Annotated in this window: 9 protein-coding genes and 1 pseudogene; 3 read left to right on the top strand and 7 right to left on the bottom strand. The window is 73.7% G+C overall.

The annotated features are described in order from the left end of the window. Positions 1-304: 304 nt before the first annotated feature. The 3 genes and pseudogenes from ACMYLB_RS20905 to ACMYLB_RS20915 form a co-directional block, all read right to left on the bottom strand. A complete protein-coding gene (locus tag ACMYLB_RS20905; RefSeq protein WP_415908876.1) occupies positions 305-2,146 on the bottom strand; it encodes a tetratricopeptide repeat protein in 1,842 nt (613 codons plus the stop codon). A 224-nt stretch (positions 2,147-2,370) separates the two neighbouring features. After that, positions 2,371-3,213, bottom strand: a pseudogene (locus ACMYLB_RS20910) (serine/threonine-protein kinase); the annotation flags it as partial. 40 nt (positions 3,214-3,253) lie between these two features. Continuing rightward, positions 3,254-3,829: an ECF-type sigma factor gene (locus ACMYLB_RS20915; protein WP_415908877.1), complete on the bottom strand. Its 576-nt coding sequence runs from the start codon at positions 3,827-3,829 to the stop codon at positions 3,254-3,256. Positions 3,830-3,947: 118 nt separating this feature from the next. On the opposite strand from ACMYLB_RS20915, the gene ACMYLB_RS20920 reads away from it, so the two are divergent. Next, positions 3,948-4,322, top strand: coding sequence for a hypothetical protein (locus ACMYLB_RS20920; protein WP_415908878.1), 375 nt, complete (start codon positions 3,948-3,950; stop codon positions 4,320-4,322). Here the strand turns inward: ACMYLB_RS20920 and ACMYLB_RS20925 are convergent. After that, complete coding sequence (locus ACMYLB_RS20925; RefSeq protein WP_415908879.1) at positions 4,319-4,588, bottom strand: hypothetical protein; 270 nt, start codon at positions 4,586-4,588, stop codon at positions 4,319-4,321. The genes ACMYLB_RS20920 and ACMYLB_RS20925 overlap by 4 nt on opposite strands. Positions 4,589-4,717: 129 nt before the next feature. Between ACMYLB_RS20925 and ACMYLB_RS20930 the strand changes: the two genes are divergently transcribed. Beyond that, complete coding sequence (locus tag ACMYLB_RS20930) at positions 4,718-6,136, top strand: hypothetical protein (RefSeq protein WP_415908880.1); 1,419 nt, start codon at positions 4,718-4,720, stop codon at positions 6,134-6,136. 28 nt (positions 6,137-6,164) lie between these two features. On the opposite strand, the gene ACMYLB_RS20935 is transcribed toward ACMYLB_RS20930, so the two are convergent. Beyond that, on the bottom strand, positions 6,165-6,374 hold the full coding sequence (locus ACMYLB_RS20935) for a SlyX family protein (protein ID WP_415908881.1): 210 nt from the start codon (positions 6,372-6,374) through the stop codon (positions 6,165-6,167). 51 nt (positions 6,375-6,425) lie between these two features. Here ACMYLB_RS20935 and ACMYLB_RS20940 point away from each other — a divergent pair, with 51 nt between their 5' ends. Further along, positions 6,426-7,679 carry an ectonucleotide pyrophosphatase/phosphodiesterase gene (locus tag ACMYLB_RS20940; protein ID WP_415908882.1) on the top strand — a complete coding sequence of 418 codons (1,254 nt, stop codon included), beginning with the start codon at positions 6,426-6,428 and terminating at the stop codon, positions 7,677-7,679. Here the strand turns inward: ACMYLB_RS20940 and ACMYLB_RS20945 are convergent. Together ACMYLB_RS20945 and ACMYLB_RS20950 are read right to left on the bottom strand one after the other, a co-directional pair. Continuing rightward, positions 7,621-11,862: an ATP-binding protein gene (locus tag ACMYLB_RS20945; protein WP_415908883.1), complete on the bottom strand. Its 4,242-nt coding sequence runs from the start codon at positions 11,860-11,862 to the stop codon at positions 7,621-7,623. The genes ACMYLB_RS20940 and ACMYLB_RS20945 overlap by 59 nt on opposite strands. 53 nt (positions 11,863-11,915) lie before the next feature. Next, positions 11,916-14,078 carry a thioredoxin domain-containing protein gene (locus tag ACMYLB_RS20950; protein ID WP_415908884.1) on the bottom strand — a complete coding sequence of 721 codons (2,163 nt, stop codon included), beginning with the start codon at positions 14,076-14,078 and terminating at the stop codon, positions 11,916-11,918. Between the last annotated feature and the right edge of the window lie 46 nt (positions 14,079-14,124).

Below are 14,124 nucleotides of genomic sequence, written 5' to 3' on the forward strand. Positions count from 1 at the left end.
CACCCGCGGCGACCCGCGCCGGTTGCACAAATTACCGCCGCCCGCCCGCCGCGGGCGAAAAAGAAAGCGGGCGAGGCTCGTAGCCGCCTCGCCCGCGCTTACCCCGGCGTGACCTGGTTCAGTATGCGACCCCCGAAGGCGCGGGCCGTTGCCGTGCCTCGCCGCCACCCGGCCGCCGGCCCGTGCCCGACGTCTGGACGGGCGTCGAGGCACGGGCGGGGCGGATCGGGCAAGCGGCGGGCATGGCAGTTCACCCCCACATGCGCAGAAAACGTCCGGAACGGCTCAGCCGGCCGGAAGAAAATCAATTTTTCCAGCGCGCCGCCTCCGCGCCGCGCCCGGTCTGCTCGTATAGCTCCGCCAGCAGCCGCCGCACGCGGGCCGCGGTGCGCGGCAAGGCCGGGTTGTCCGGCGCGGCGGCCATCGCCCGGCGGAAGCTCGCATCGCAGGCCAGCAACGTCGCCTCGGCGCCGGCGGACTCGCCGCTGCGCAGCTGGGCCTCGCCCTGCCCGAGTTGGGCGCCGAGCGTGTCGGCGTGGTTCTCCCCGACCGTCCGGCGGCGCTGCGCGAAGACGGCGGCGAACAGCGGCAGCGCCTCCGCCGGACGGCCCTCGTCCAGGCGCAGCGCGGCCTCGCGGTAGCTCAGCTCCAGCGCGCGCGGCGCGGTCGGCCCGAGCGCGCGGCCGGCGATGCGGCGGGCCTGGGCGAACAGCTCGTCCGCCTCCGTCCAGTTCCTCTGCGCCGCGCGCGCCCGCGCCAGCACCAGCAGCGCATCGAAGGTCTGCACGTGCTCCGGCCCGAAGCGCTTCCGCAGCCGCTCCAGCGCTTCGCCCGCCAGCCGCCCCGCCGCGGCGGGATCGTCCTGCTCGAGGTGGACGCCCGCGCGGGCGACGGCGGCCGCGAGCGTGACGGCGTGGTCGGCCCCGAGCACGCGCGTCTCGACCGGGAGCGTGCGGTCGAACCGCTCCGCCGCCTCGGCGAAGCGCCCGGCCTGCACGTAGATGTTCGCCAGGATGTCCGAGGCCCCGAGCGTCTGCGGGTGTTCCGCCCCGAGCACGCGGTCGCGGATCGCCACGACCTTCCGGCCGAGCTCGACCGCCTCGCTCATCCGGCCGGCCATGCAGTAGATGGCCGCGAGGTTGATCATCGTCGGCAGCGTCTGCGGATGCTCGGCGCCGAGCACGCGGCTCTTGACCGCGATCGTCTCCTCGCTGAGCCGGATCGCCTCGTCCAGCCGGCCAAGCTCGGTCAGGGCGAGGGCGAGATTCGACAGCACCATGAGCGTGCCCGGGGCCTCGGGACCGAGCGTGCGCCGGCTGACCTCGACCGAGCGCCGCAGCAGCGGCTCGGCCTCGGCGAACTTGCCCTGCCCGAGCAGGATCGCCTGCAGCGCGTTGCGCACCTGCACGGTGAGGGCGTGCTCGGGACCGAACTGCCGCTCGAGGCGCGCGAGCGTCTCGGCGGCGAGCGCGGCGGCCTCCGGCAGGCGGCTCTGCAGGCGCAGCACGTGCGCCAGCTGGCCGGCGGTGCGGAGCGCACCCTCGCCGTCGTCGCCCGCCGCGCGCCGGTGCAGCGCGCGCGCCGCGACGAGCTGCTGCTCCGCCGCCGGGAATTCGCCGAGCGCGATGTAGGTGCTGGCCAGCGTCTCGCGGATCGCCGCCTCCACCCGCGGCTGGTCGCCAAAGCGGCCCTCGAGGCGGGCGGCCGCGCGGTCGAGCACGGTGCGGAGCTTGAGGTCGCGGTCGCGCTGGTTGTCCGGCGAAGCCTGCGCCAGCAGGTCCTCGCGGAGGAAATCCGACAGCGCGCGGCTCGATGCGGCCTCGCTCGCGGCGGTCCGCTCCGCCCGCTCGGCGCGGGCGCGCGCGGCGGCCTCGGCGGCGGCGCGCTGGTCGGCCAGCTGCTCGGCGCGCTGCGCGCGGACGGCCTGGGTCCGGCTGACGACCGTGGCGGCCACCAGGGCGGCGAAGACCAGGATGCCGGCGGCGTAGGCGGCGCGGTTCCGCTGGAGGGATTTTCCCAGGCGATAAAGCCGGCTCGGCGCCGCGGCGGTGACGGGCTCGTGGCGCTGGTGGCGCACGAGGTCGCTCGCCAGGGCGTTGGCGGTCGCGTAGCGGCGGGCCCGGTCCTTTTCCAGGCAGCGCAGCACGATCCAGTCGAGGTCCCCCGCAACTGCGCCACCAGCCGCGCGGGCGTGGTGACCCTCATCAGCGCGGTCGCGCCGCGATCCTCCGCCCCGAGGCGCTGCACGAACAGCGAGGGCCGCACGGCCTCGACCTCGCGGATGCGCCGGCGCCATTCGAGCGCGTCGACCCCGCCGCGCGCGTCGTGCGGCGTGCGGCCGGTGAGCAGCTCGTGCAGCACGACGCCGAGGCTGTAGATGTCGCTGCGGGTATCGAGGTCGGCGTCGCCGGCCACCTGCTCCGGGCTCATGTAGCCGGGCGTGCCGACGAACTGCGCGACCTGCGTCACCGCCGGCAGCGCGCCGCCGCCGGCCGTGGCCTTCGCGATGCCGAAGTCGATGATCTTCGGCCGCGCCACGCCGTCGGCGACCGAGACCAGGAGGTTGGACGGCTTGAGGTCGCGGTGGATGACGCCCTTCTGGTGCGCGTGCTGCACGGCGTGGCAGACCTGGAGGAAGAGCTCGAGCCGCTCCGGGACCGACAGCGCCCGCTCGTCGCAATACCGGGTCAGCGGCACGCCCTCGACCAGCTCCATCGCGAAATACGGCCGGCCCCGCGGCGTCGTGCCGGCCGCAAACACCCGCGCGATCGCGGGGTGGTCCATCATCGCCAGCGCCTGCCGCTCGGCGTCGAAGCGCGCGAGGACCTCGTGCGTGTCCATGCCGGGCTTGATCACCTTCAGCGCCACCGTGCGGCGCAGCGGCTCGGCCTGCTCGGCGCGGTAGACCACGCCCACGCCGCCCTCGCCGAGCCGGGCGCGGAGGGTGAACGGCCCCACCTGGGCGCCGATGAGGTTCTCCTCGGCGGTCGCCGCCGCCGGCGCCGGGTGGCCGAGCGCGGCGGCGATCGCCTCGCCGGCCGTCTCCTCGAGGAAGCCCTCCGTCTTCGGGTGCAGGGCCAGCAGCATCTCGACCCGCGCCACCAGCGTGGCGTCGCCGCCCGCCGCCGTGCGCAGGTAGGCCGCGCGCGCCTCGGGCGGCTGCGCGAGCGTGGCGGCGAAGAGGGTTTCCTCGCGTTCGAGGGAGCTGGGCATGCGGGTCAGCTAGACAGGCGGAAAAACGGACGCGAACGGCTCAGGATTTTTCGGGCCCGGGCGCGAGTTCCTGCATCTCGCGGAGCAGCCAGACGCGGGCGAACGTCCACCCGCGCTTCGCCGCGGCGTGCGAGATGCCCTGCGCCTCGGCCACCTGCTCGAGCGTCAGGCCGGCGAAATAGCGCAGTTTCACCAGCTCGGCCTTCTCCGGCGCCGCGGCGGCGAGCCGGTCGAGGGCCTCGCTGAGGGCGACGAGCCGCTCGTCGGGCATCGCCTGCGGCAGCTCGAGCTCGTCGAGCGGGAGGCGTTCCGCGCCCGCGCCCCGGCGCGCGGCCTGGCGCTGGCGCGCGCGGTCGATCAGGATGCGGCGCATGGCCTCCGCGGCCGCGGCGAGGAAGTGCCGTCGGTTCTGCCACGCCGGCTGGTCGTCGCCGCCGAGGCGCAGCCAGGCCTCGTGGACCAGCGCGGTGGCCTGGAGCGTCTGGCCCGCGCGCTCGCGCGCGAGCTTGGCGGCGGCGAGGCGGCGCAGTTCGTCGTAGACGCGCGCCATGAGCTCGTTCGCGGCGGTGGCATCGCCGGCGCGCACGCGTCCGAGGATCAACGTGATTTCGCCCACGGGGCGCGAGGATGCGTCCGCCGCCGCGCGGCTCAAGGCGCAATTGCTCCGGTGACACGGCGGCGCCGGGGCGAAAAACGGCTGGCGCTCCCGCCGCCGTCGCGCCGATGCTGCGCGCGTGAACCCGCTCGCCCTGCTCGCGCCGCTCTTCTTCGCGTTCGAGCTCTGGCAGCTGTTCGTCGGCGAGCGCTACCTCGGCATCCAGCGCATCCGCGCCCACGCCGACCCGCGCGAGCTGCCGCTGTCCGCCGGCCGGGCGGCGTTCTGGGCCGGCGGGCTGCTCGTCTACTTCGCCTGGATGACCACGCTCCTGCTGCACCCGCTCGGCCGGGCGCAGGGCTTCGCGCTCCTCGGCACGACCGCGATCGGCTACGGCCTGCGCGCGGCCGCGCCGCTGAAGTGGACACTCGTCATCCTGACCTTCGAGGGCGCCATCCGCATCGGCATGCTGCTGTCCCTCTCCGTCACGACCTGGCGCGCGCTGCTGCGCTAGCCCCGCAGCCGCCGCGGCGCCGGACCGCCGCCCGAGGCGGCGAAGAACTCCTGCGCCTGCGTGAGCAGCTGGGCGTAGCGGCCGTAGTCGCCCGCCCAGGAATTCGGCACGCACACGCGCTTGATCACGCCCTGGCCCACCTGGTCCGGTGCGTCCCGATCCGGCGTCAGCTCGACGGTGAAGGGCGGATTGTGCGTGTGCACCACGTAGTGGCGCCCGGCCTCGCGGTCGTCCCGGTCGATGCGCACGAAATGCGGGAAACTCATGGGAACGCCGCGACGATGCCGCGGAACGCCGGCGGCACAAGGGCCGATTTCGCTCGGGCCGCGCGCGGGTTTAGCCTTGAGATGCGCCGTTGCCCGAGGGAAAACGAGCCCAGCGCGCGAAATCGCCCCATGAATCTCGAACCCGCTCCCCGCCTGCCGAAGTGGATCTTTCTCGCGATCGACGCCGGCCTCCTCCTCCTCGCGTTCGTCATCGTCTACTTTGCCAAGGACCCCTACGCCCCGCTGCCGTTCGTGAGCGCGGTCCTGTGCGCGGCGCTCGCCGCCGTCATCGGCCTCGTGCCCTTCCTGATCGACTTCGCCGCCGACACGGCCGAGGCGGTCCAGCACGAGCGCGAGCGCATCAACGAGCAGGTCGCGCGCCTCCACGCCGCCACCGAGAGCCTCGCGCGCGCCGCCGCCCAGATCAAGGCGGTCGAGGAAGCCGTCCACAAGTCCGCCCGCGACGCCGAGACGCTGCCCTACCGCATGCAGGAGAAGCTGGCCGAGTTCAACGAGGCCCTCGCCGCCAAGGAGGAGAGCGACCGCGAGGCGCTGGAGACCGAGCTCGAGGAACTGCGCGCCGCCAACACCGACCAGCTCAAGGGCACGGCGGAGAAGATCGCGAAGGCCGCCGCCGACTGGGCCGCGCTCGAGGTCGCCACCCGCAAGCAGCTCACCGCCGCCGAGGCCGCGCTTGCCAAGTTGCAGAGCGGGTCGAGCGACGCCGCCGCGGAATTCCAGGCGAAGATCGCCGCCGCCCTCAAGGACCTCGACACCCGGATCGCCGCGCTCAAGCACGCCGCCGCCGGCGTGCCCACGACGATCGCCGTCGTGGCGGCGCCCGCCGCCGCTCCGGCCCCGGCTCCGGTCGCGGCGAACGACGGCGCCCACCCGCCGCCGCCACCGGCGGAGCCCGCGGCTCCCGCTCCCGCGGTCGCCGCACCTGCGGAGCCTTCCGCCGCCGACTCTCCCGTCGCCTCCGCGGCGCCGGCCCCGGAGGCCGCGTCCTCCGATCCCGCTCCCGCCGCCACCGAGCCCCCGAAGCCGAAGAAGCCGCGCGCCCCGCGCAAGCCGAAGGCCGAGGACACCCTTCTCGCCATGTCGGCCGACGAGTCGCCGGCCGCCGCGAACGGCACCGAGCATCCGTCGGTCGCCCCCGCGCCCGCCCCGGCCGAACCGGAGCCGGCCTCCGTCGTCGTCGCGCGCGACGAGCCCCCCGCCGCCCCCGCCAGTGACGAACCCGCCGGCGAAGCGCCCGCCGCCAGCGAGGTCGAGTCCTCGACTTCGTCCGACGGCGCCACGCGTCTACTCGCGACGGCCTACATCGGCATCGGCAACAAGCTCTTCATCCGCGGCGACGGCCCCGGCCTGTCGTGGGATCACGGCATCCCGATGCAGTTCGTCTCGATCGGCAAGTGGGGCTGGTCGACGCACGACGCCACCGGTCCCGTCCGCTGCAAGCTCTACAAGAACGACGAGCTCGCCTCGCTCGTCGGCGAGCTCACGCTCGAGGCCGGCCGCCACACCGAGGTGACGGCGCAGTTCTGACCGGCCGGCGCCGCGGCGCCCGGTCCGTTCAGTAGTGCGGTGGGCGCTCGTCCGCCGCGTCGCCTTCGCTCGGCGACGAGGCGCCGCCGGGCTGCTGCGCGCGGAGGACGGCCAGCTCGGCCTGCAGGCGCGCCAGCTGCTCGGCGATTTCGAGCATGGCCTTGTCCTGCTCGGTGCTGTGGCGTTGCAGGTGGGCGTAGCGCTCCTCGAGGCGCGTGAGTCTCTCGGCGTCGGTCATCGGCGGCAGAATGTGCATTGCGCCGCCGGCCGCCAATCCCAGAGTCAGGGGATGCGTTTCGCCGCCTGCCTCGGTCTGCTCATCGCGCTCGCCGGCCTCTCGTCGTGCCAGCAACCCGCCGCCGCCCACCGGGCCCGGCCGCAGGACGAGCTGCTGATCCTCGTCTCGATCGACGGCTTCCGCTGGGACTACCTCGATCGCTACGACGTGCCGACGCTGCGGCAGCTCGCGCGCGAGGGCGTGCACGCGCAGCGGATGACGCCCTGCTTCCCCTCCAAGACGTTTCCCAACCACTACACGCTCGTCACCGGCCTGCGCCCGGAGTCGCACGGCATCGTCTCGAACTGGTTCTGGGATCCCGCCTACGCGGAGACCTTCGGCATGAGCAAGCCCGACAGCAACGCCGAGTCGCGCTGGTGGGACGAGGGCGAGCCGGTCTGGATCACGGCGGAGAAACAGGGCGTGCGCAGCGCGTGCTATTTCTGGCCGGGCTCGGAAACGGAGATCCGCGGCGTGCGCCCGACGCTCTTCCAGAAATTCAACGGCCGCCTCCGAAGCGACGCGCGGGTCGACGGCCTGCTGGCCTGGCTCGACCGGCCGGCGGCGCAGCGCCCACGCTTCTGCACGCTGTATTTCGACCTCGTCGACCACGCCGGCCACACCTTCGGCCCCGAGTCGCCCGAGACCGCCGCCGCCGCCCACGAAGCCGACGCCGCGATCGCCCGCCTGCTCGCCGGCCTGGCCGCGCGCGGCCTGCGCGAGAAGACCAACCTCGTCATCGTTTCCGACCACGGCATGTCCGAGTGCGGCCCCGACCGCGTCGTGTTCATCGAGGACCTGATGGATCCGACGAAGGTCCGGGTCGAGTCGACCGGTCCCAACGGCGGCGTGCGCCCGCTCCCGGGCACGGTCACCGCCGCCGCCCTGGCGGCGAGCATCCGCGCCAAGGCGCCGCCGCAGCTCCACGTCTATCTCCGCGAGGAGATGCCCGAGCGCTTCCATTACCGCCGCAACCCGCGCATCCCCGACGTCATGCTCGTGATGGACGACCACTGGAGCATCGAGAGCAAGGTCGGCTGGCCCTCACGCCGCGCCACCTACGTCAAGGGCTCGCACGGCTGGGACCCCGCGCTGCCGAACATGGGCGCGCTCTTCCTCGCGCAGGGGCCGGCCTTCCGCCGCGGGCACGAGTTCGCCGACGTGGAGAACATCCACGTCTACAACCTGCTCTGCGCGGTGCTCGGCATCACGCCCGCCCGCAACGAGGGCGACGACCGGCTCGTGCGCGAGGCGCTCGCCCCCTGAGCCGCGTAGGAAGGACGGACGGGCGCCACCGCCCGCACCGCACCTCAAACGGAGAGGAGCCGAGGGCGTCCTGCACGCGCTGCCACTCCGCCGCCAGGCGCTCGAGCCCTTCCGCGACCGCCGTCCAGTCGCGCTGCTGCGCGGCGCGCTCCGTCGCCAGCGCGGCGCCGCGCATGGCGAACGCGCCGATGTGGGCGCAGCTGCCGGCCAGGCGGTGCGCCAGCAGCTCCACCGTCTCGGCGTGACGCGCCTGGCCCGCCGCGCCGAGCTCCTGCAGCAGGCCCGGCGTGGTCTCGCGAAACAGCGTCACCAGCTCGCCGAGCAGCTGTGGCTGCCGGCGACCGGGGATCGCGCGCAGTTGCGCGATCTGCTTCTCGTCCAGCACAGTGCGGTCGTTCACCGGCGCCGGTTTCGGCTCCTCCGGCGCGGCGGCCGCCTCGAAGCCGCAGGCGGCGAGCGCCGCGCGCAGCTCGGCCGCGCGCAGCGGCTTCGAGAGATAGTGGTCCATGCCGGCCGCGAGGCACTTCGCCCGGTCCGCCGGCATCGCGTAGGCCGTGAGGGCGATGATCGGGATCCGCTCGGAGCCCGGCACGACGCCGGCGCGAATTTTCCGCGTCGTGACGTAGCCGTCCATCCGCGGCATCTGGCAGTCCATCAGCACGCCGTCGAAGCGCCGCGCCGCGAGCGCCTGCAGCGCCGACTGCCCGTCCTCTACGACCTCGCAGGTGTGGCCGGCCTGCTCGAGCAGCGAGCGGATGAGGAGCTGGTTGGACTCGTTGTCCTCGGCCACGAGAAAATGCCGCCGCGTCCCCGCGCCGGGCGCGCCGGGGACGACGAGCGGACGCCGCACCGGGTCGCCGGCCCCGTGCGTCAGGCCGAAATCCAGAGTGAACCAGAAGATCGAGCCCTCGCCCGGGCGGCTCTGCAGGCCGATGTCGCCGCCCATCAGCTCGACGAGCTGCCGTGAAATCGCCAGGCCCAGGCCCGTGCCGCCGTGCCGCCGCGTCGTCGAGCCGTCCCCCTGGACGAACGCCGCGAACAGCCGGTGCTGCTCCTCGGGCGCGATGCCCGGGCCGGTGTCGCGCACCTCGAACCGCACCCGCCCCGGCGCGTCGACCGCCGTCACCGTCACCGCGATCTCGCCGGCGTCGGTGAACTTCACCGCGTTGCCCACGAGGTTCGTCAGCACCTGGCGGACGCGCACGCTGTCGCCGCGCGCGCGGCGCGGCACCTCGGGCGCGACCGTGCAGGTGACGCGCACCTGCTTCAGCGCCGCCGGCGGCGCCAGCAGCGCCACGGTGTCCTCGACCAGACGCGGCAGGTCGAAGTCGCCGGACTCGATCTGCATCTTGCCGGCCTCGATCTTCGAGAAATCGAGGATGTCGTTCACGATCGTGAGCAGGCTCTCGGCGCTCTTCTGCACCACCTGGGCCATCTCCCGCTGGCCGCGGTCGAGCGCGGTGCCGAGCAGGAGGTCGGTCATGCCGATCACGCCGTTCATCGGCGTGCGGATCTCGTGGCTCATGTTGGCGAGGAATTCCGACTTGAGCCGCGACGCCTCCAGCGCCTGGTCGCGCGCGCGGCGCAGGTCGGACTCGAGGCGCTTGCGCTCGGTGATGTCCGTCGCCACGCCGACCAGCCAGCAATGGCCCGGCTCGGGCTGGGTGATCGAGACCGACTCGTGCATCCAGACCTCGCGGCCCTCGTGCACAAAATGAAATTCCTGCTCGTAACCGGGCAGCCCGTGCTCGATCGCGCGCCGGCTGCGCTCGTTCATCTCCGCCTGCTCCGGGATGGCGAAGCGATACCAGAGGCCGACGTTCGCACTCGGCAGCTCCGGGCCGAACAGCCGGTGGTAGAGCGCCGACGGCTGCACGACGAAGTGCCAGTCCCAATCGTTCGGCGCGAGGCGCACCTGCGCCTCCCAGAGCAGGCAATCCGCCTTGCCCAGCACCTGGACGAGCCGCTGCTCGCTGGCCTGCAAGGCCACCTCGGCCTGCTTGCGCGACGTGAGGTCCTGCGCGATGCCGAGGAAGCCGGCGACGACGCCGGCGGCGTCGCGCAGCACCGTCACGCTCAGGCGCACCGGCACGGTGGCGCCGTCCTTGCGCACATAGGTCCACTCGCGCTCGTCGGCGCCGCCCGCGAGCGCCTGGGCGACGAAGACCTCGAAACCGGGGGCGACCGGGCGGCCGAGCTGGGCGCTCAGCTCCTTCGCCCGCGCCTCCACCTCGGCCGGCATGTGGAAGGCCCGGGGCGTCAGCTGGCCCACGACCTCCGCGGCCGCGTAGCCGAGCATCAGTTCCGCGCCACGGCTGAAGATCTCGATCGTGCCATCCGGCCGGGTCGCGATGATCCCGAAGGCGTTGCCGTCGAGCACGGCGCGCTGGAGGCGGTTGACCTGCGCCAGCTCGGCCGTGCGCTCGCGCACGCGCTGTTCCAGGACGGCGGCCGCCGCCTTCTGCTCGTGGATGTCCGTGTTGGTGCCGAACCAGCGCAGGATCGCGCCGCCCGCGTCGCGCAGCGGCACCGCCCGGGTCTTGAACCACCGATACTCGCCATCGTGCCGCCGGAGGCGGAATTCGACGTCAAACACCACCCCGTCCGCCACCGCCGCCTGCCAGGCCCGGATCGCCGGATCGCGGTCATCGGGATGCAGGCGCTCCGCCCAGCCGTAGCCGGTCTCCGACTCCTCGGTGCCGCCGGTGTAGGCGAACCATTGCGGCCCGAGCCAGTCGCAGCGGCCGTCGGGCAGGCAGGTCCAGACGAGCTGCGGCAGCGTGACCGCGACCGTGCGGTAGCGCTGCTCGGCCTGGGCCAGCTGGGCGATGGCCTCGCGCAGCTCGGCCGTGCGGCCGCGCACCCGCAGCTCCAGGCTCTCGTTTGCCTGGCGCAGCTCCGCCTCCGCGCGCAGCCGGGCGCGCGAGGCGCGGTATTCGAGGCCGAAGGCCAGGATCACCAGCAACAGCGCCAGGGCGCCGGCGCTCACCTGCACCTGGCGCGAGCCGCGCTCCGTGAGACTCCACTCCCGCTCGCGCAGCGCCAGCAGCCGCGTCTCCTCCGCCCGGATCTCGTCCGCCAGGTTGACCAGCGCGCTGCCGCCCGCCGCCGGCTGCTCGGCCAACAGGCGCTGCGCCGCGGCCTGGCCCTCGGTGTCGCGCACCCGCACCAGTTCCCCGGCGGCCGCGATCTTCAGGACCGCGAGCTCGTCCAGGTGCTGGGCGCGTTCGGATTGGACGGCGTTGTCGTTCACCAGCTCCCGCAGGTGCGCCACCTCGGCCTCGATCTCGTCGCCATGGTCACCCACCCGCGCGCGGAACAACGCCACGCCGGTGAGCGCGTAGCCGCGCGCCGAGGACTCCATGCGCGCCACCTCCGCCACGATCCGGTCCACCGTCCCGCGCACCACGTGCGAATGCACGACCCAACCCGACGTGCTGAGCAACTGCTGGTTGCTGACGAAAGTGATCACGCCCACGACCAGGACCAGGCCGCCGGCCGACGCGAACAGCGGCAGCGAATGCGCGGTCGCGCGCTCCGGCGTCGGAGCGCGGCGGATGCCCCACCCCACCACGGCGCCGCCGGCCAGCAGGAAGGACGCCGCCGCATGCACCGCCATCCCGGTGGAGCGCCACCACACCGACGACATGCGCAGGCCCGCCAGGTAGCTGCCCAGGGCGAGGAACGTCACCGCCAGCAGCAGCGACGCCGTGATCGCCAGCGTGCGCGGCCAGGGCCGCGGTTTCGCCATCAGCACCAGGCACAGGCCCAGCAGCGCGAACGCCGCCGCCGCGTTGGGCGAGGTCCGCCCGTCGAAACGGTAGCCGGTCGTTCCCGTGCTCGGGTCGAAATCGATGGCCGACAGCCCCAGCGGCCCCGCCAGCGCGTAGAGGATCAGCGAGCCCGCCCCCAGGACGAGCACCAGCGCCCCCAGCCACGCGCCCACCCGCGGCCGTCCCGTGCCGTGCGCCCCCAGCGCGCCGCCCGCCAGCAGGAAGCCGATCGCCGTGGCAAACGCCATCGGCGCGCCTTCCGGGACAAAGGTCACCCACAGCCGATGCCCGGTGAAGCGTCCGATCAGGACGACAAGGCTCACCGCCGCGATCGCACTGCCCACCGCCAGCAACGACCGCCGGAGAACAGGATCGGGCGGATGAGGATTCACGGCGTAGACGCTAGGCATCGGCCGGAGACTGGCCAGACTTTAGGACGTTCGCGGCCCGCGGCCGCGGCGCCTCACGCGCCGCCGAACAGCTGCGCGCGCAACTCGGCGGGCGTCGCGACCGGCGTCCGGCACGCGAACTCCTCGCACACGAACGCGGTCGCCGCCCCGCCGACCGGGCGCATCTCCGCCAGGTAGGGCCGGCGTGCCGCCAGCCACGCCTGCGCCGCGCCGCCGTCGGCGTGCAGCAGCGCGCGCCGCGGTCCCAGTTGCTCGTGCGCCACCGCCGCAAGCGCGCGGAGCTCCGCCGCCTCGCGCCCGCCCGCCAGCACGATCGTCCGCGGCGGCTCGAGGAAGAGCTCGAGCGCGCCGAGCATCTGCGGCAGCGCATGCGGATGCCCCGTCCAGTGCGCGCGGAACGCCTCGATCGTCGCCTGCGCGCGGGCGCGGGCGCCCGGCAGGCCGAGCATCCAGTCGAGCCGCACCAGGTTCATCGCCGCCACCGAACTCGGCGCCGGCTCGGCCCCGTCGTAGTCCTCCTTCAGCCGCACCAGCACGCTCGGGTCGTCGGCCCGGGAGTTGAAATAGCCCCCGCGTTCCGCGTCCCAGAACAGCGCGTCCATCCGCGCCTGCAGGCGCTCCGCCCACTGCAGCCAGCGCAGGTCGAAACCCGCCTCGTAGAGATCGAGCAGGCCCTGGATGAGGAAGGCGTAGTCCTCCGCGAAGGCGGGAATGTCCCCGCGCGTTTCGCGCCACGTGCGGTAAAGCGTGCCGCTGGCCTCGTCCCACAGCTCGGCGTGGAGAAACTCCGCCGCCCGCCCGGCCCGCTCCAGGCAGGCGCGCTCGCCCAGCACCTGCGCGCCCTTCGCCAGCGCGGAGATCATGAGGCCGTTCCAGGCGGCGAGCACCTTGTCGTCGAGGTGTGGCCGCGGGCGCTGCGCACGCCGTGTCCGCAGGGCTTCGAGGCAGCGCACGAGCTGGTCCGCCGCCACCGTGACATCGAGATTCAGGTCCGCCGCCGTCTGCGCGAGCGGCCGCTGCTGCATGAGCACGTTCTGGCCCGCGAACTCGCCGTGCGGGTCGTGCGCGGGATCGACGTTGCCGCCGGCCTTCACGCCGAAGTGCGCGCCGAAGAACCCGGCGTCGGCGCCGAGCGCGGCGTCGATCTCGTCCTTCGTCCAGACGTAGAACGCGCCCTCGGCGTGCTCCGGCCGGCCGGCCGCGCGGAGCGAGTCGGCGTCCTCGGCGGAATAGAAGCCGCCGCGCGGGCTGGTGAGGTCGCGTTGCACGTAGTCGAAGATGCCGCGCGCCACCCAGGCGTAGACCTCGACGCCCGTGGCCTGCCGCGCCTCGAGGCAGTTCAGTGCGATCTGCGCCTGGTCGTAGAGCATTTTCTCGAAGTGCGGCACGTGCCACTTCTCGTCGACCGCGTAGCGGTGGAAGCCGCCGCCGACGTGGTCGTGCAGGCCGCCCTCGGCCATGCGCTGGAGCGTGAACGCCGCCATCTTCACCGCCTCGGCGCCGGCCTCGGACTTCACGCCCTGCAGCGCCGCGACCCGGAGGAGGAAGTTCAGCGTCACCGCGCGGGGGAACTTCGGCGCGCCGCCGAAGCCGCCCCAGATCGGATCGTGCCCCTCGTAGAAATACTGAAAGCACCGGTCGAACGCCGCGCCCGCCGCCTCGTGCAGCGGCGCGTCGGCCGCGCCTGCCCCGACCTCGCGCGCCGGGCCCTCGCTAGCGTAGCGGCGCAGCGCCTGCACGATCTCCTCGGCGCCGGCCTCGATCCTCGCCCGCTCGCTCCGCCAGTGCTGCGCGATGGCGTGCAGCAGCGTCACGAAGCCCGGCCGGCCATGCCGGTCCTCGGGCGGGAAATAGGTGCCGCCGTGGAACGGCTTGCCCTCCGGGGTGAGCCACACGCTCATCGGCCAGCCGCCGTGGCCGGTGGTCTGCTGCACGTAGGTCATGTAGAGCCGGTCGAGGTCGGGCCGCTCCTCGCGGTCGACCTTGATGGCGACGAAGTCGCGGTTCAGCACCTCCGCGACCGCGGCGCTCTCGAACGACTCGTGCGCCATCACGTGGCACCAGTGGCAGGTCGAGTAGCCGATGCTGAGGAAAACCGGCTTCTGCTCGGCGCGCGCCCGCGCGAAGGCCGCGTCGCCCCAGGGGAACCAGTCGACCGGGTTGTCGGCGTGCTGGCGCAGGTAGGGCGACTTCTCCGTGGCGAGGCGGTTCGGCATCGCGCGAAACAATCCCGGCCCGCGCCGAAGGCAACCGCGCGATTTC

The organism is Oleiharenicola sp. Vm1 (assembly GCF_047777955.1).
In the GTDB taxonomy this organism is placed as follows: Bacteria; Verrucomicrobiota; Verrucomicrobiia; order Opitutales; family Opitutaceae; genus Didemnitutus.